Below are 17072 nucleotides of genomic sequence, written 5' to 3' on the forward strand. Positions count from 1 at the left end.
GGCAGCGCGGCGTCGTCGCTTTTCGACTCGGTCGGGCGCCGGTCAGTACACGACCAGCCGCCCGGTGAGGGTCCGGTAGGCGTAGGTGGTGGCGATCGCGGTCACCGGCCCGGCGATCAGCAGGCCCAGCCCGCAGAACAGGGTGCCGACCACCGTCATCAGCAGTACCGCCAGCGCCAGCAGCGACACCTGCAGGGCGTTCGCGATCACCAGCCGCGCACTGGACTGGATCGCGGCGATCGGATTCTGGTCCTGATCGATCACGAAATGCAGCGCGAACATGCACAGCACCCCGACGATCACCGCTGGGAACAGGCACAGGATCGAGGCCAGGAAGCACGCCGCGAACACGATGAGGGCGGTGATGAGCACATTGCCGGCGTTCACGAATCCGAAGAAGGCCGGGAAATCGGGTGGGGTGCCGTCGGTCTCGTAGAGCGCGCCGCGGATCATGGCCGCCTGCAACAGCCACACCACCAGCGACGCCACCGCGAACAGCAGCACCACCGCCGACAGCGACTGGACGTCAATGATTCTCACCAGCAGGGTGACCAGCAGCCAGGCGATCAGGCCGATCAGCACCATGCCCACCCACGGAACGGCATTGAGCCGGAACCGATCCCACCCGTAGGTGAGGGCGCCACCCACATCGAGGCGCTCGCGCGGCGGACTGTAGGACTGCTGCGGCACGGGCTCGGTGTCAGGGCCCGCGGCGGGCGGCGGTGTCGAGCCCGGCGGGAAGCCGCCCGGGGGAGGCGGATTGCCCGGCGCCATCGCGCCGGGCGGCAACTGCTGCGGCGCGCCGCCGCCGACGCCGGGAGGCCCTTGGGGCGCGCCCGGCTGCGGGGCCAGGGCCGGCGGGGGCTCCACGGGCTCGCTGCCGTAGTGCGCCGCGCCCGGTCCGTCGAACTGCGGGTACCCGGCGAGGCCGGGCAGCTGGTGGCGGGCGGGCCCGGGGCCGGGGTCGGCGGCACCGGAAACCGGTGCGGGCTCGGGGTTTTGGTGATGTCCGGATTGCGGTGGGTACTGTTCGCCGCCCCGGGCGGCGGGACGGTCGCCGGAGGGGTCGTACGGTGCTGAGGGCGGCGTGCCAGTCATGGTCGCAAGCCTTTCACATCTCCCGGTTTACGGTGTGGCGCACAGCAGTTGATCCAAGAGACAACTAGACCCCGCTGGTTGTGTCAAGCAACCAGCGCCGCGTGGGCAAACCCTTCACAAAGACACGCCGTCCGACGCGCGAAAGGTTGTGCAACCGCTCGCTGAAAGTGACCTGGCGGGAGTACCTTGGGTTCCGATGACCGCACTATTGGCCGAACGCGCCGCCGAAGTCGTGTCCGCGGCACAACAGTTGCTCACAAAGCGAATGGGTGCTGCGGTAAAGCTGAGTGACCCCATGGAGCTCAGCGGCAGTGGTAGGACAACGGTCCTACGTGTCCGCGTTGCGGAGAACGCCTTCTCGCTCCCTCGCACACTCATTGTGAAGCAGGTGGCGGGTCCGGCGACGGAGCGACGTACCGGCGGCATGGCGCCGGGGGTCGCCAGCATCGATTCCGCATTCCTACGCGAGGCGGTCTCGTACCAATTCACCACCGCCCTGGGGCGCGACCATCGCCCCGGCGCCTACTTATTGGGCTACAGCCTGCCCGGCCGCCTGCTCATTCTCAGCGATCTCGGCGAGAACCTTTCGCTCACCGCGGTCCTGCAGTCCGGCGTCGAGCCCAACAAGCGCAACGCGCTCATGGCGTTCGCCCAGGCGCTGGGCCGCATGCACGCCGCGACTGTCGGCCGCGAAGCCGACTTCGTCGCCCTGCTCCGCCGCGTCGACGTGGTGCACCGGGTGGACGGCATCGCCCAGCAGGCCGAGTCCGCGGTCGCCGAGGTGCCGATCATGCTGCAGCGCGAACTCGGCATCGAGGTGCCCGGCGAGATCGCCGAACGCATCGTGCGCGGCAACCGCCTGTTCTCGGCCGGCCGCTACCGCGCCTTCAGCCCTTCGGACCTGTGCCCGGACAATGTCATTCTCAATGACGAGGGCGCCCGCTTCCTCGACTACGAGTGGGGCGGCTTCCGCGACGCCACCCTCGACATCGCCTACGCGCTGGTCTCGTTCCCGGGCTGCCTGTGCGATTTCGAGCTCTCCCGCGAACGCGCCCGGCAGATGGTCGAGGCGTGGCGGTCGGAAGTGGTGGCGGTCTGGCCCGCGCTGGCCGACGACGCCGTGCTCGCCGAACGCATTCTCGAGGCTCGGCTCATCTGGGTGTGGCTGTCCACCTACTGGTTCCTGCCCGCCGACCACGCCCGCATCGCCGCCGCCCGCGAGCACGGCCTGTCGATTCCGCGGTCGGCCGCGCTGATCAACCGCTGGGCCGCCCTCGCCGAGGACGCCCGCTGCACCGGCGACGACACCCTCGGCGACTTCGCCGAGCACGTCTCGGCCACCCTCGAGGAGCGCTGGGAGGAGTAGCCCTCCTCCACCGCTGGTGCGGGCCGGAATTCAAGGGTGAGATTCCGGCCCGTATCGCTGTGTGCGACCACACCGCGATACCCGCGGCCGCCGGTCGCCGTGTCTGCTTCGTCCGAACCATCGATCGCTCGGTGTCGCCGTCAGCGAGGGTGTCGGAGCCGATCGGTAGGGTTCGGGGCGTGAGTGATGGGCTCTTCGACGCACCGGGCACGCAGGCCGTCGCCGACGACTTCGCGGCGAGCGCGGTGCGCTTACCCGCTGCCGACGATCGGTTCGCGCCGCTGGCCGTGCGCATGCGTCCGCGCACCCTCGACGAGGTGGTGGGCCAGCAGCATCTGCTCGGCCCCGGCTCCCCGCTGCGCCGGTTGATCGAGGGATCGGGCGCGGCCTCGGTGCTGCTGTACGGTCCGCCCGGCACCGGCAAGACCACGCTCGCCTCGCTGCTCTCGCAGGCCACCGGGCGCCGGTTCGAGGCGTTGTCGGCGTTGTCGGCGGGCGTGAAGGAAGTGCGCGCGGTCATCGATCTGGCGCGGCGGCGGCTCACCGTCGGCGAACAGACCGTGCTGTTCATCGACGAAGTGCACCGCTTCTCCAAGACCCAGCAGGACGCGTTGCTGGCGGCGGTGGAGAACCGGATCGTGCTGCTGGTCGCGGCCACCACCGAGAATCCGTCGTTCTCCGTGGTGTCGCCGCTGCTGTCGCGGTCGCTGGTGCTGCAACTGCAGTCGTTGACCGAGGCCGAGATTCGCCAGGTGCTGACCCGCGCCATCGCCGATCCGCGCGGGCTGGCGGGGGAGTACACGGTCACCGACGAGGCCCTCGACCACATCGTGCGGATCGCGGGCGGTGACGCGCGGCGCTCGCTGACCGCACTGGAGGCCTCGGCCGAATCCTCCCTGGACGGCACGGTGGGCGTGGAACTGGTGGAGGCCAGCGTCGACAAGGCCGCGGTCCGCTACGACCGCTCCGGTGACCAGCACTACGACGTGATCAGCGCCTTCATCAAATCGCTGCGCGGTTCGGACGTGGACGCCGCGCTGCACTACCTGGCGCGCATGATCAGCGCCGGTGAGGATCCGCGATTCATCGCCCGCCGCTTGATGATCCAGGCCAGCGAGGAGGTCGGCATGGCCGACCCCACCGCCCTGCAGACCGCGGTCGCCGCCGCCCAGGTGGTCCAGCTGGTCGGTATGCCCGAGGCGCAATTGGCCTTGACCCAGGCCACGATTCACATCGCCACCGCCCCGAAATCGGGGTCGGTGGTCAAGGGCATCGGCGCGGCCATGGCCGACGTGCGCGCGGGCAAGGCGGGCGCGGTGCCCCCGCACCTGCGCGACGGCCACTACGCGGGCGCGGCCGCGCTCGGCAACGCCCAGGGGTACAAGTACCCGCACGATCATCCGGATGGTGTTCTCGGCCAGCAGTATCCGCCGGACGAACTGGTCGGCACCGACTACTACCACCCGACCGACCACGGCTACGAACGCGAAGTCGGCCCGCGCGTGACCAAACTCCGCCGCATCGTCCGGGGCAAATAGCGCCCAGGGCGAGTATGCGTCGCGCGCCGAATTGCAGTGGATGCCACAAACGGTCGTGCGACGCTCCCGAATACGTCTGCGCCGCAGGTCAGTCCATGAGCGGGTCGTCTCAGTCCATGAGCAGATCGTGGTGGCGGGCGATCCGCTCGATCTCGGCGGGGCCGCCGCCCATGATGTCCCGCACATGCTCGGTGATCAGATCGATGGGCCAGTTCCACCAGGCCGCCCGCACCAGCATCGCCACCTCCGCGTCGCTGAAGCGCTGCTTCACCACCTGCGCCGGATTGCCGCCGACGATCGTGTACGGCGGCACGTCGGCGGTGACGACCGCGCCGGTGGCGATGATCGCGCCGTCGCCGATCCGCACCCCCGGCATGATCAGGCTGTTGTAGCCGAACCACACGTCGTTGCCGACCACGGTGTCGCCCCGGGACGGGATCGAGGTGATGATGTCCATGGTCTCCTCGGCCCAGGTGCCGCCGAAGATCGTGAACGGGAAGGTGGACACGCCCGCGGTGGGGTGGTTGGCCCCGGCCATGATGAACCGGGTGTTGCTCGCGATGGCGCAGTATTTGCCGATGATCAGCTTCTCGGGCCCGAACGCGTACAGCACGTTGTCGGTCTCGAAGGCCGTCGCCGCTACCGGATCGTCGAAGTAGCTGTAGTCGCCGACCTCGATGTTCGGCGAGGTGACGTGCGGTTTCAGGAAGACGGTCCGGTGTGCGTGGGGGAGCGGGAAGCGCTGGGATGGGTCGGGGATCACAGTCACCCAGGCGATGGTAGCTATCGCCCGGTGGTGGGTGGAAACTCCCTGGACTAGGACCGGTAGGCTGGATACCTGTGCAGACCCACGAGATTCGACGGCGCTTCCTGGAGCATTTCGTAAAGGCCGGACACACCGAGGTACCGAGTGCCTCGCTGATCCTGGCCGACCCCAACCTGCTGTTCGTGAACGCGGGCATGGTCCAGTTCGTGCCGTACTTCCTCGGTCAGCAGACCCCGCCCTTCGACACCGCGACCAGCGTGCAGAAGTGCGTGCGCACCGGCGACATCGAGAACGTCGGCGTCACCACCCGCCACAACACCTTCTTTCAGATGGCGGGCAACTTCTCCTTCGGCGCCTACTTCAAGCGCGGCGCCATGGAACTGGCCTGGTCGCTGCTGACCGGCCCGGTCGAGGACGGCGGTTACGGTTTCGACCCCGAAAAGCTGTGGGTCACCGTCTATCTCGACGACGACGAGGCCGAGCAGATCTGGCGTGAGCTGGGCGTCCCGGACGAGCGCATCCAGCGCCGCGGCATGGCCGACAACTACTGGTCCATGGGCATCCCCGGCCCGTGCGGCCCGTGCTCGGAGATCTACTTCGACCGCGGCCCCGAGTACGGCGTCGAGGGCGGCCCCGAGGCCGACGAGGACCGCTACCTCGAGATCTGGAACCTCGTGTTCATGCAGAACGAGCGTGGCGAGGGACGCGGCAAGGACGACTTCGAGATCCTGGGCCCGCTGCCCAAGAAGAACATCGACACCGGCATGGGCGTCGAGCGTGTCGCGTTCCTGCTGCAGGGCGTCGACAACGTCTACGAGACCGACCTGCTGCGCCCGATCATCGACCAGGCCGAGGAGCTGACCGGCCGCTCCTACGGCGTCGAGCACGCCGACGACGTCCGCTTCCGCGTCATCGCCGACCACGCCCGCACCGCCGCCATGCTGATCGGCGACGGCGTCAACCCCGGTAACGACGGCCGCGGCTACGTGCTGCGCCGCCTGCTGCGCCGCATCGTGCGCTCGGCCCGCCTGCTGGGCGCCGACAAGCCGGTGATGGGCGAGTTCATCAAGGTCGTCGCCGACCTCATGTCGCCGTCCTACCCGGAGCTGCTCACCGACTTCAAGCGCATCGAGAATGTCGCCGTCGGTGAGGAGGCCGCGTTCCTCAAGACCCTGAGCACCGGCACCAAGCTCTTCGACGAGACCGTCGACGAGGTGAAGTCGCACGGCAGCAAGAAGATCAGCGGCACCGACGCCTTCACCCTGCACGACACCTACGGCTTCCCGATCGACCTGACGCTGGAGATGGCCGCCGAGGCCGGCCTGCAAGTCGACGAGGAGGGCTTCCGCTCGCTCATGGCCGAGCAGCGCAAGCGAGCCAAGGAGGACGCGCTCTCGCGCAAGCACGCGCACGCCGACCTCACCGTCTACAAGGAGTTCGTGGACCGCGGCGCGACCGAGTTCACCGGCTTCGACGAACTGGCCACCGAGGCCACCGTGCTCGCCCTGATCAAGGACGGCGTCCGGGTGCCGGTCGCCGAGGCCGGTCAGGACGTCGAGGTGATCCTGGACCGCAGCCCGCTCTACGCCGAGTCCGGCGGCCAGATCGCCGACCGCGGCTCGCTGAGCTCCTCGCACGGGCTCCAGGTGACCGTCAACGACGTGCAGAAGATCGCCAAGAAGGTGTGGGTGCACAAGTCCACCATCGAGGCCGGTCAGCTCACCGAGGGCGACACCGTGCTGGCGCAGGTCGACCCGACCTGGCGGCACGGCGCCACCCAGGGCCACTCCGGCACCCACATGGTGCACGCCGCGCTGCGACAGGTGCTGGGCCCCAACGCCGTTCAGGCCGGCTCACTCAACAAGCCCGGCTACCTGCGCTTCGACTTCAACTGGCAGGGCGCGCTGACCGAGCAGCAGAAGGCCGACATCGAGGCGGTCTCCAACAGCGCGGTCGGCGACGACTTCCCGGTCAACACCTTCGTCACCGACCTGACCTCCGCCAAGAAGATGGGCGCCATGGCGCTGTTCGGCGAGAACTACGGCGACGAGGTGCGCGTGGTGGAGATCGGCGGACCGTTCTCCATGGAGCTGTGCGGTGGCACCCACGTGGCGCACTCCTCGCAGATCGGCCCGATCACCGTGCTCGGTGAGTCGTCGGTCGGTTCCGGTGTCCGCCGCGTCGAGGCCTTCGTCGGCCTGGACTCGTACAAGTACCTGGCCAAGGAGCGCGCGCTGCTGGCCGGTCTCGCCTCCTCGCTGAAGGTGCCCTCGGACGAGGTGCCGGGCCGCGTCGAGCAGCTGGTCGAGCGGCTCAAGGTCGCCGAGAAGGAGCTCGAGCGCACCAAGATGGCCGCGGTGCTGTCCAGCGCCGGCACCTTCGTGGAGCAGGCGCAGCGGGTCGGCAAGGTGCTGCTGGTCGCGGCCGCGGCCCCGGCCGGGGTGGGCGCGGGCGATCTGCGCACCCTGGTTCAGGACATCAAGGGCCGCTTCGGTTCCGAGCCCGCCATCGTGGTGCTGCTCGGCAATGCCGACGGCAAGGTGCCGTTCGTGGCCGCGGTCACCAAGGCCGCCCAGGATCTCGGCATCAAGGCCGGGGACCTGGTGTCCGCGTTCGGTCCCGCGATCTCGGGCCGTGGTGGCGGCAAGCCGGAGATGGCGCAGGGCGCCGGCTCCGATCCGTCGGGCATCGAGGCGGGTCTGGCCGCCCTGCGGTCGCGGGTCGCCGAGCTCGCCGGGTAGATGGACGACTCCGACACATCGCGGCCGGAGCCGGGGACATCACGGCCGGAGCCGGCCACATCGCGGACTGATTCGGGAGATTCCTCCGGATTTGCCCGGACGCCCACCGAGGCGTCCGGGGTGTCCGCGAACGGGCGCGGCTTCGCGTCCGAGCGGCCCAGCGTCGAGGCCGATCCGGGGCGTGGCCGCCGCATCGGCATCGATGTGGGTTCGGTCCGGATCGGTGTCGCCTCCAGCGATCCCGACGGTCTGCTCGCCACCCCGGTCGAAACCGTGCCGAAGGCCAAGAAGGTCGCGCCCGGAACACTCGCGCCCGATCTGTCCAGAATTGCCGAGATTGTGCGGGAGTACGAGGCGGTCGAAGTGATCGTCGGTTTGCCGCGCACCTTACGCGGGGAGAGCGGCGCGTCGGCTAAGCTGGCGGCCACCTTCGCGGGACGTTTGCGGAACCTCATCGCACCCGTGCCGGTGCGACTTTCCGACGAACGGTTGACTACGGTGTCTGCTGCACGTGCGTTGCGAGACAGTGGAGTTCGCGCACGCGGGCAGCGGCAGGTCATCGATCAGGCCGCCGCCGTGTCGATCCTGCAAGGATGGTTGGACGAACGGAGTGCCCTATTGAAGCCGCGTGGTGAGGACGCATGACCGACCGCTGGACGCGGGCCGAGGAACGCTACCGGCAGAACGCCGAACGGCGTTATCGCCGCGACGATCTCGATTGGTCCGAGGCGGACGATTACGAGGACGACACCACCGTCATTCCACGCTACGAGGACGAGCTCTACGAGGGTGAGCCCTACGCGGGCGAGGAGTTCGACGACAACCCCCCGCTCGACCCGGAACCCCCGCGCCGCAGCGCTCCCCAGCGCATCGAGCGCGGACGGGCCGACCGCGGCCGCCGCACCGAGCGGCCCGGCCGCGCGGGTGCGAAGGCGGGCGGTGGCCGGGGCCAGCGGCCCAAGCGTTCCCGGATGGCGTCGCGGAAAGCCGCCGAGCGCAAGCGCCGTCGCCGCAACCTGTTCGTCATCGCGGGCGTGTTCGCGGTCCTGTTCGTCGGCGCGGTCGGCTTCGCGGGCTGGAAGTTCCTGGGCAAGCTGGGCGGTCCCGAGGACTTCTCCGGACCGCAGGGCCCGCTGGCGATCATCCAGATCAAGCCCGGCGACACCGCCACCCAGATCGCGGACACCATGGCCGACAAGGGCGTGGTGGCCAGCAGTGGCGCGTTCTACGAAGCGGCCGTGCGCAATACCAACATGAACTCGATCCAGCCCGGGTACTACGCCATTCCCAGCCACAGCAAGGGCGCCGAAGCGGTGACCGCGCTGTTCGGCAAGGACGCCCGGGTCGGCAATGTGGTCATCTCCGAGGGCCGCCAGCTGCACGACTCCAGCGACGTCAACACCGGCGCCCGCAAGGACGGCATCTACCGCAAGATCGCCGAGGCCAGCTGCGTCGGCGCCGGCAGCGCCGCCAAGTGCGTCACCTACGAGCAGCTCGACCAGGCCGGGTCCACGAGTGATCCGATGGCGCTGGGGGTTCCGACGTGGGCGCTGGAACGGGTCAAGACCGTGCCGGACCGCTCACGTCAGCTCGAGGGCCTGATCGCCGGCGGCACCCTGGATTTCGATCCGACCGCGGGCCCGCAGGACATTCTCAAGCAACTGGTGACCGCGAGCGCGAGCAGTTACGAGGCGTCCGGGCTCATGCAGTCCGGCGCGGCCAACGGCCTGAGCGCCTACGACACGCTCATCGCGGCGTCGCTGGTGGAGCGTGAGGCGCTGCCGCAGGACATGTCGAAGGTGGCGCGGGTCATCGTGAACCGGCTCGCCGTGCAGCAGCCGCTGCAGTTCGACTCCACGGTCAACTACGCGCTCGACAAGACCGAGGTCGCCACCACCGACTCCGACCGCGCGCACAAGACCCCGTGGAACACCTACGCCATGCCCGGCTTGCCCGCGACGCCGATCTCGGCGCCGTCGCTGGGGGCCATGCGTGCCATGGAGAATCCCGCGACCGGCCCGTGGCTGTACTTCGTCACCATCGACAAGCAGGGCACCACGTTGTTCACCGAGAACTACAACGAGCACCTGCGCAATATCGAAAAGGCCAGGCAGAGTGGAATTCTCGACAGTGGGCGGTAAGCGCAGGGCCGCCGTGCTCGGCAGCCCGATCGCCCACTCCCGTTCGCCGCAACTGCATCTGGCCGCGTACCGGGCACTGGGCCTGGACTGGAGCTACGAGCGCATCGAGTGCACCGGCGAGCAATTGCCCGGGCTGGTCGACGGACTCGGCCCCGAATGGGTGGGCCTGTCGGTGACCATGCCCGGCAAGGTCGCCGCGCTCGCGTACGCCGACGAGCGCACCGAGCGCGCGCAACTGGTCGGATCGGCGAACACGCTGGTGCGCACCGACTCCGGCTGGCGTGCCGACTGCACCGACGTGGACGGCGTGCGCGGCGCGCTGGAAGGCGTGGGCGTGCAGGAGATCTCGCGTGCCCTGGTGCTCGGCGCGGGCGGCACCGCCCGGCCCGCACTGCTGGCCCTGGCCGATCTGGGCGCGCACACGGTCTCCATCGTGGCCCGCGACCGCGGCCGCGCCGCCGAAACCCTGGAACTGGCCGAGCAATTGGGCATGTCGGCCGAGATCCTCGGCTTCGACCCCGAGGGTCTGTTGTTCGTGTGCTCCGACGTCGACGCCGTCGTCAGCACCGTGCCCGCGGAAGCGGCCGCGGCCGTGGCGGATTCGGTGGCCGCGGCGCCGGTGGTGCTCGACGCCATTTACAACCCGTGGCCCACCCCGCTCGCCGCCGCGGTGGAACGGGCGGGCCACACCGTGGTGAGCGGCCTCGAGATGCTGCTGAACCAGGCCTACGGCCAGGTCGAGCAGTTCACCGGGAAGCCCGCTCCGCGCGCGGAGATGGCGGCCGCGCTGCGGGAGTGATCGCGGTGGTCGGAGTGCCTCCGGATCGGGTCGGCGCGGATCGGACCATCGACTTCTGTTCGTGGCGGCCCGGCGCTACGGCACGTGGGCGGTGGCGCGGGCCTGCTCGGCCGAAGCGTGTCGGCCCCGGATGGGGCCTGGCGCCCCGGTCGGCTAAGGTTCTGTAACAAGTTTCAGTTCATTTGGTTCGGCCGGGCGGCCGCGCAGGGTTAAGGTGATCACATGAATGCGTGGGTGTTGCGCGCCGTGGGCTTGGGGGCGCTGACCGTTGTGCTGGAGACCCTGCTCGGGGTGGGCATGCGGTACTGGCCGACCGCGGGTGTGTGGATGCGCATCCTGAGCCTGATCGTCCTGGTCGGCGCCGTCGTGATGTGGGGCCTGCTGGACGGCCGCTCCGACCGGCAGGCCAACCCGGATCCCGAGCACGGGACCGATCTCACCATGCGTTGGCTGAAGGCGGCGCTGGCCGCGGGCGTGGGCTCCCAGCTGGTGGCCTGGATCCTCGACTTCATCCCCGGATTCGATCTCGGCGACCAGGGCCTGGTCTTCAATGTCACCTCGGCCGCCGCGTTCATCGTGCTGCTGATCTTCATCCCGGCCATGCTCGGCGTGGTGCTCGGCCGGTGGCTGGTCGGCCGCGAGGGCAACAAGTCGGCGCCCGCCGCCCCGACCCAGGAGCCGGTCAACGCCTGACACTCCCGCTGACTCGACCCCGCGCCACATTCCTTGTGGCGCGGGGTTTTTCGTTCGCGTGGCCGCGGCCCGGAGCGTCCCGATTCCGCTGGGCCGACGAGTTGCCGGATCGGCGGTGACATCGTGGGGGCAGAATGTGGCTATGGATACTGTCACCGCTCTTGATCTGCGGAGACTGTTGGCCGCAGACGACCCCGAAGCATGTCTGGTGCTGGCCGAAGGCCGCACGCAGGTAGCCACAGGCGCCGACGTACCGGGCCTGAGGCTGATCGACCGGTCCCAGGTGCTGGCTCGGCTGGGCTCGGATCCGCAGGAACTGGCGCTGGTCGAGTACGCGGCGCTGCTGGACTCCGAGATCCGGATGCAGGGCGGCTGACCCGCCCGGATACGACGAAGCCCGTCGCCGATCCCCGGCGACGGGCGTTGTCGTGACTACCGCTGTGTCCTACGAGCGGGCCGTGTCCTACAGCAGGATGGCTCCGCCGGTCGGGCCGTCCTCGCGGGCGATGGCCGAGTAGGCCGCGGCCAGCAGGCTCGGGTCCGGGCCCTCCAGGCGGCCCGGCTTGGCCAGGCCGTCGAGCACCACGAAACGCAGCACGCCCGAGCGGGTCTTCTTGTCGGTCTGCATGGCGTCCATCAGCTGCGACAGCGCGTCGGCGTCGTAGGTAGTGGGCAGGCCGATGCTCTCCAGGATCGCCTTGTGCCGGTCGGCGGTCTCGTCGTCGAGACGTCCGGCCAGGCGGCCCAGCTCGGCGGCGAAGACCAGGCCGACCGAGACGGCCGCGCCGTGCCGCCACCGGTAGCGCTCGCGGCGCTCGATGGCGTGGCCCAGGGTGTGGCCGTAGTTGAGGATCTCGCGCAGATCCGATTCCTTCAGGTCGGCGGCCACCACATTCGCCTTGACCTGGATGGCGCGGCGCACCAGCTCGGGCAGCACGTCGCCGGTCGGGTCCAGGGCGGCCTGCGGGTCGCGTTCGACCAGCTCCAGGATCACCGGGTCGGCGATGAAACCGGCCTTGATGATCTCGGCCATGCCCGCCACGATCTCGTTGCGCGGCACCGTCTCCAGGGTCGCCAGGTCCACCATGACCGCGGCGGGTTCGTGGAAGCAGCCGACCAGGTTCTTGCCGGCCTCGGTGTTGATGCCGGTCTTGCCGCCGACCGCGGCGTCCACCATGGCCAGCAGCGTGGTCGGGACATGCACGATGTCGACACCGCGCATCCAGGTGGCGGCCACGAATCCGGCGAGGTCGGTGGCCGCGCCGCCGCCGAGGCTCACGATCAGGTCCTTGCGGGTCAGCCCGATCCGCCCGAGCACCTCCCAGCAGAACCCGGCGACCTGCAGATCCTTACCGGCCTCGGCGTCCGGGATCTCCACCCGGTGCGCGTCGATCCCCTTGTCCACGAGGGCCTTGCGCACCACCTCGGCGGTCTCGGCCAGCGGCGGCTGATAGAAGATCGCGACGGTCCGCACCGCGGACCGTCCGGTCACCTCGTCGACCAGATCCCCGAGCAGGCCCCGCCCGATGATCACCGGGTACGGGTCCGCGGTACGAACCTCGATGCGAGTCGGCTCGCTCATGCTTGCTGCTCCGATTCTGCTTGTGCGGATTGATCTGCGCTGTGCTCGGCGCGCGCCCGCGCGCGTGCCCGTCTGGCGCGGGCACGACGGGACCGGCCGCTACCGGGCGCCGCCACGGTGCCGGAGGCCCGATCCGAACCTGTTTGCGCGGCGGGAGTATCCGGGCGCGCGGCGGCCGTGGTGGTCTCCGACGCCGATGCCGCCTGGGGTGAACTCTGGGCACCGGCGGCGGGGTTCGAGGGTGCACCGGCCGCGCGCGCGGCGCGGCGACGCCGTCCGCCGACCGGACGCTCCGAGGCAGTGGACCCGGAGTCGGTGGCCGGTGCGGTCGTGGAAACCGCGGCGGGCGTGCCGGATTCGGCGGCCCGGCCGCCCCGGCGGCGCGAACGGCGGTTGCGGCGACCGCGTTTCGTGGTCTCGGCTCCGTCGGCGGTGTCCTCGGACCGGCCGCCGGGACCGCGGCCGTTGCGCTCGGGAGCGCTGGAATCGGCCGTGGCGGTGGTCGTTTCGGTTCCGGTCGCGGTGTTCTCGCCGCGGACCTTGCCGCCCCGGCGGCGTTTGCGGCGCGCGCGGGAGCGGGAGGACGCGGCCGACTCGGCGGGCGTGGTGTCGGTGGCCGGGTCTTCGGGGCGCTCGACCGGCTCGATACCGAGTTTGGCCAGGATCATGCGGACGACGCGGCCGGGGCTGCGGCCGTCGGTGCGGACCCGCACGGTCGCCACCTCGCGGTAGAGGGGGCGGCGGGTCTTCATCAGTTCGCGGTACTTCTTGGCCGGGTCGTCGCCGTTGAGCAGCGGGCGATTGGTGCTCGCGCCGGTGCGGCGCAGGCCCTCGCCGACACTGATCTCCAGATAGATGACCGTGCGGTCGCGCAGCAGTTCGCGGGTCGCCGCCGAGAGCACCGAGCCGCCGCCCAGCGACACCACGCCATGTCCGGCGAGCACGGCGTCGCGGACGACCTCTTCCTCGATGCGCCGGAACTCCGGCTCGCCGTCGGTCGCGAAGATCTCCGGAATCGTGCGCCCGGTGCGCTCCTCGATTCCGGCGTCGGTGTCGTACAGCTCCACGCCGAGCTCACGGGCCAGCTTGCGCCCGATGGTCGATTTGCCCGCGCCCGGCGGGCCGACCAAGACGACATTCGGTGCGGGCCGGTCGGTTTCGCCCGGCGCCGCACTGTCCTCGGTGGTCACTGCCCGGCGTTGCCCGGAATGTGCGGGCGGGCGTTGATCCGCTCGAGATAGGCGTGGATGTTGTCGATGGTCTCGGGCAGCGAGTCGCCGCCGAACTTCTCCAGCACCGCCTGCGCAACGACGAGCGCGACCATGGCCTCGGCGACCACACCGGCGGCCGGAACCGCGCATACGTCGGAGCGCTGGTGAATGGCCACCGCCTCCTCGCCGGAGGTCATGTCCACCGTCGACAGCGCGCGCGGCACCGTCGAGATCGGCTTCATGGCCGCGCGCACCCGCAGCGCCTCGCCATTGGTCATGCCGCCCTCGAGGCCGCCGGCCCGGTTGGTGGAGCGCAGCACGCCGTCGGGGCCCGGGCGCATCTCGTCGTGGGCCTGGCTGCCGCGCCGGCGGGCGGTCTCGAAACCGTCGCCGACCTCGACGCCCTTGATGGCCTGAATGCCCATGAGCGCGGCCGCGAGGCGCGAGTCCAGGCGCGCCTCACCGGAGGTGAACGAGCCCAGGCCGACCGGCAGGCCCTCGATGACGACCTCGACCACGCCGCCGAGGGTGTCGCCGTCCTTCTTGGCCGCCTCGATCTCGGCGATCATGGCCGCCTCGGCGTCCTTGTCGAACGCGCGCACCGGCGACTCGTCGATGGCGTCCAGATCCGCGGCGGTCGGCACCACACCGGTGGTGTCGGCGGCCGCGCCGATCGACACCACGTGCGAGATGACCTCGACGCCGAGCGCCTGACGGAGGAAGTTCTTGGCGACCGTGCCCGCCGCGACACGGGCCGCGGTCTCCCGGGCGCTGGCGCGCTCCAGCACATTGCGAGCGTCGTCGAAGCCGTACTTGAGCATGCCCGAGTAGTCGGCGTGGCCGGGACGCGGACGGGTCAGCGGCGCGTTGCGCGCCAGCTCGGCCAGCTCGGCCTGATCGACGGGGTCCGAGGCCATGACCTGGGTCCACTTGGGCCACTCCGAGTTCGCCACCTCGATGGCGACCGGTCCGCCCATGGTGCGGCCGTGCCGCACGCCGCCGACCATGGTCACCACGTCGGCCTCGAACTTCATCCGCGCGCCACGCCCGTACCCGAGTCGACGCCGGGCCAGCTGCGCGCCGATCTCGGCGGAGGTCACCTCGACACCGGCCACCATCCCCTCGAGGATGGTGACGAGAGCAGGACCATGGGATTCTCCGGCAGTTATCCAGCGCAACACGAGTGACATCCTTTCATGAATACCGAGGTGCCCGGACACACGGCCCGCGCGAAGCCCGATGTCAGCGCCCGGCCAGCAACGCCACCACACTCGCCGCACACATGGCGGGCCCGTGCGCGAGCGTCGCCACCTCGCCCGCCACGCCGCCACCTCGCCCGGAAGCCGCCGATGCCACGGTGTGCGGTGGTTCGCGCCACATACGGATCACCGCGCGATGCACCGGCCGCGCGCTGCCGCGCCCGCCCGGCCACCACGGTGGAGTCGGCACGAGCGGGATTCGGGTCCCGAGGGTGGGCGTCATGAGTGTTCCCGCCGCGGCGCAAGCTGTCAGCATCGGTGCGGCCAGCGCGGCCCACGACCAGCTCCAGGTGTCGCCCAGGGCGGTCGCCGCGCCCAGGCCCAGCGCGAGCTTCACGTCCCCCGCGCCGAGCGCGGGCGGGCAGCACAGGTGCACGACCAGGTAGGGGAGCGCGAGCATGAGCCCGCCCGCCACCGCCAATTCGGGTGTGCCCACGGCGAATCCGTAGCCGAGGATCACCACCGCCCCGGGCAGGGTGAGGGCATCGGGCAGCCGGCGCTCCCGTACATCGAAGGCGCTCAGGGCCGCGCACCACACCGTGAGCACCAGCATCGCCGTCCAATTCATGCTTCGAGGTTCTCGCGTCCGCGGCCCGCGTGGGCCGTGCCGTCGCGAAATGTGGACAACTGCTTCGGTTGTGAATACCGGGGTTTCCCTAACCACCCCATTCACGTGTTGCGGGCCCGTGTCGCGGCGTGTCGGCGGTAGCTTTGACGCATGTCTGCTGATCACGATCCGGCCCGGCGACCCGACTACGCGCTGCGCCGGGCCAACCTGCGGAATCTGCTGGTGGAGAACCGTGTCGACGCGCTGCTGGTCACGGACCTGATCAATATCCGGTACCTGACCGGTTTCACCGGGTCGAACGCCGCGCTGCTGGTCTACGCGTGGGATTCCAGCGAGGACCGCACCATCATCAGCACCGACGGCCGCTATCTCACCCAGGTCGGCGTGCAGGTGCCGGATCTGCGCGCCGAGATCAACCGGTCGAGCGCGCGCCGGGTGATGGAGATCGCGGGGGAGTGGCAGACCGGACGGGTCGGTTTCGAGAGCCACGTGGTCACCGTCGAACAGCATCGCGGCCTGGCCGCCCTGGGCACCGGCCTGGACCTGGTCCCGGTACCGGGCCTGGTCGAGCAGCTGCGCATGGTCAAGGACGACTACGAGGTGGACTGCCTGCGCGCGGCCTGCGACGCCGCCGACGCGGCCCTGGCCGCCCTGCTCGAACGTGGTGGTCTGCGTCCGGGCCGCACCGAGCGGCAGGTGGCCCGCGACCTGGAATGGCTCATGTTCGAGCACGGCGCGGAGGCGGTGTCCTTCGAGACCATCGTGGCGGCGGGCGCGAATTCGGCTGTCCCGCATCACCGCCCGACCGAGGCGGTACTGGCCACCGGCGATTTCGTGAAGCTCGACTTCGGTGCGGTGTCGCGCGGCTACCACTCCGACATGACCCGCACCTTCGTCCTGGGCGCGCCCACCGACTGGCAGCGCGAGGTGTACGACCTGGTCAGCGCCGCGCAGAAGGCGGGCCGTGAGGCATTGGCCCCCGGCGTCTCCACCACAGCGGTCGATGCCGCGTCCCGCGGGGTGATCGAGTCGGCCGGTCACGGCGACCTGTTCGTGCACGGTCTCGGACACGGCGTCGGCCTGCAGATTCACGAAGCGCCCGGAATCGCCAAAACCGGCACGGGTACACTGCTGGATGGCGTGGCGGTGACCGTCGAGCCAGGTGTGTACTTCCCCGGCCGCGGTGGCGTCCGGATCGAGGACACGCTCGTGGTTCGCCAGGGGGGCCCGGAGCTGCTCACCCGCACCAGCAAAGACCTGACCGTCGTCGACTGACGCGCGGTTGTAACGACTAGTAGGAGATCCGAGGA

14 protein-coding genes and 1 pseudogene are annotated in these 17072 nt (G+C 70.1%); 9 read left to right on the forward strand and 6 right to left on the reverse strand.

The window, feature by feature from the left end:
- Positions 1-42: 42 nt before the first annotated feature.
- Entirely contained in the window at positions 43-1098 is a 1056-nt protein-coding gene (locus ACFV4K_RS09530) for a hypothetical protein (RefSeq protein WP_379273493.1), read from the reverse strand.
- Positions 1099-1294: 196 nt separating this feature from the next.
- On the opposite strand from ACFV4K_RS09530, the gene ACFV4K_RS09535 reads away from it, so the two are divergent.
- Together ACFV4K_RS09535 and ACFV4K_RS09540 are read left to right on the forward strand one after the other, a co-directional pair.
- Entirely contained in the window at positions 1295-2464 is a 1170-nt protein-coding gene (locus tag ACFV4K_RS09535; protein WP_379273495.1) for a phosphotransferase family protein, read from the forward strand.
- Between the two features lie 179 nt (positions 2465-2643).
- A complete protein-coding gene (locus ACFV4K_RS09540) occupies positions 2644-4002 on the forward strand; it encodes a replication-associated recombination protein A (protein ID WP_379273496.1) in 1359 nt (452 codons plus the stop codon).
- Positions 4003-4111: 109 nt separating this feature from the next.
- Here the strand turns inward: ACFV4K_RS09540 and ACFV4K_RS09545 are convergent, their stop codons facing one another.
- Positions 4112-4771 carry a CatB-related O-acetyltransferase gene (locus ACFV4K_RS09545; RefSeq protein ID WP_379273498.1) on the reverse strand — a complete coding sequence of 220 codons (660 nt, stop codon included), beginning with the start codon at positions 4769-4771 and terminating at the stop codon, positions 4112-4114.
- 71 nt (positions 4772-4842) lie between these two features.
- Between ACFV4K_RS09545 and alaS the strand changes: the two genes are divergently transcribed.
- The 6 genes from alaS to ACFV4K_RS09575 all read left to right on the forward strand — a co-directional run bounded on the left by alaS (position 4843) and on the right by ACFV4K_RS09575 (position 11518).
- Positions 4843-7509: an alanine--tRNA ligase gene (gene alaS / locus ACFV4K_RS09550; RefSeq protein ID WP_379273500.1), complete on the forward strand. Its 2667-nt coding sequence runs from the start codon at positions 4843-4845 to the stop codon at positions 7507-7509.
- Positions 7510-7629: 120 nt separating this feature from the next.
- Positions 7630-8154 (forward strand): Holliday junction resolvase RuvX, encoded by a 525-nt coding sequence (ruvX, locus tag ACFV4K_RS09555; RefSeq protein WP_379273502.1) that lies wholly within the window; start codon positions 7630-7632, stop codon positions 8152-8154.
- Positions 8151-9650, forward strand: a complete 1500-nt coding sequence (mltG, locus tag ACFV4K_RS09560; protein WP_379273504.1) for an endolytic transglycosylase MltG — start codon at positions 8151-8153, stop codon at positions 9648-9650. Before ruvX ends, mltG begins: the two co-directional genes overlap by 4 nt.
- Positions 9625-10449 (forward strand): shikimate dehydrogenase, encoded by an 825-nt coding sequence (locus ACFV4K_RS09565; RefSeq protein WP_379273505.1) that lies wholly within the window; start codon positions 9625-9627, stop codon positions 10447-10449. The genes mltG and ACFV4K_RS09565 overlap by 26 nt, the downstream gene beginning before the upstream one ends.
- 222 nt (positions 10450-10671) lie before the next feature.
- Complete coding sequence (locus tag ACFV4K_RS09570; RefSeq protein WP_379273507.1) at positions 10672-11142, forward strand: B-4DMT family transporter; 471 nt, start codon at positions 10672-10674, stop codon at positions 11140-11142.
- Positions 11143-11284: 142 nt separating this feature from the next.
- A complete protein-coding gene (locus tag ACFV4K_RS09575) occupies positions 11285-11518 on the forward strand; it encodes a hypothetical protein (protein WP_379273509.1) in 234 nt (77 codons plus the stop codon).
- Between the two features lie 87 nt (positions 11519-11605).
- Here ACFV4K_RS09575 and aroB read toward each other — a convergent pair whose 3' ends face one another.
- From aroB to ACFV4K_RS09595, 4 genes and pseudogenes are all read right to left on the reverse strand, one after another.
- On the reverse strand, positions 11606-12724 hold the full coding sequence (aroB, locus tag ACFV4K_RS09580; RefSeq protein ID WP_379273510.1) for a 3-dehydroquinate synthase: 1119 nt from the start codon (positions 12722-12724) through the stop codon (positions 11606-11608).
- Between the two features lie 650 nt (positions 12725-13374).
- Positions 13375-13914, reverse strand: a pseudogene (locus ACFV4K_RS09585) (shikimate kinase); the annotation flags it as partial.
- Positions 13911-15116, reverse strand: a complete 1206-nt coding sequence (gene aroC, locus ACFV4K_RS09590) for a chorismate synthase (RefSeq protein ID WP_379273565.1) — start codon at positions 15114-15116, stop codon at positions 13911-13913. The gene aroC and the pseudogene ACFV4K_RS09585, both read right to left, overlap by 4 nt.
- A 61-nt stretch (positions 15117-15177) precedes the next feature.
- Positions 15178-15762 carry a prepilin peptidase gene (locus tag ACFV4K_RS09595; RefSeq protein ID WP_379273511.1) on the reverse strand — a complete coding sequence of 195 codons (585 nt, stop codon included), beginning with the start codon at positions 15760-15762 and terminating at the stop codon, positions 15178-15180.
- A 150-nt stretch (positions 15763-15912) separates the two neighbouring features.
- Between ACFV4K_RS09595 and ACFV4K_RS09600 the strand changes: the two genes are divergently transcribed.
- A complete protein-coding gene (locus ACFV4K_RS09600; protein ID WP_379273512.1) occupies positions 15913-17037 on the forward strand; it encodes a M24 family metallopeptidase in 1125 nt (374 codons plus the stop codon).
- Positions 17038-17072 lie beyond the last annotated feature (35 nt).

This window comes from Nocardia sp. NPDC059764 (assembly GCF_042732555.1).
In the GTDB taxonomy this organism is placed as follows: Bacteria; Actinomycetota; Actinomycetes; order Mycobacteriales; family Mycobacteriaceae; genus Nocardia.

Excerpts from the sequence above, each read along its gene's own strand:
- ACFV4K_RS09530 (WP_379273493.1), bottom strand. The coding sequence starts at position 1,098 with ATGACTGGCACGCCGCCCTCAGCACCGTACGACCCCTCCGGCGACCGT.
- ACFV4K_RS09535 (WP_379273495.1), top strand. The coding sequence starts at position 1,295 with ATGACCGCACTATTGGCCGAACGCGCCGCCGAAGTCGTGTCCGCGGCA.
- mltG (WP_379273504.1), top strand. The coding sequence starts at position 8,151 with ATGACCGACCGCTGGACGCGGGCCGAGGAACGCTACCGGCAGAACGCC.
- ACFV4K_RS09570 (WP_379273507.1), top strand. The coding sequence starts at position 10,672 with ATGAATGCGTGGGTGTTGCGCGCCGTGGGCTTGGGGGCGCTGACCGTT.
- ACFV4K_RS09575 (WP_379273509.1), top strand. The coding sequence starts at position 11,285 with ATGGATACTGTCACCGCTCTTGATCTGCGGAGACTGTTGGCCGCAGAC.
- aroB (WP_379273510.1), bottom strand. The coding sequence starts at position 12,724 with ATGAGCGAGCCGACTCGCATCGAGGTTCGTACCGCGGACCCGTACCCG.
- ACFV4K_RS09595 (WP_379273511.1), bottom strand. The coding sequence starts at position 15,762 with ATGAATTGGACGGCGATGCTGGTGCTCACGGTGTGGTGCGCGGCCCTG.
- ACFV4K_RS09600 (WP_379273512.1), top strand. The coding sequence starts at position 15,913 with ATGTCTGCTGATCACGATCCGGCCCGGCGACCCGACTACGCGCTGCGC.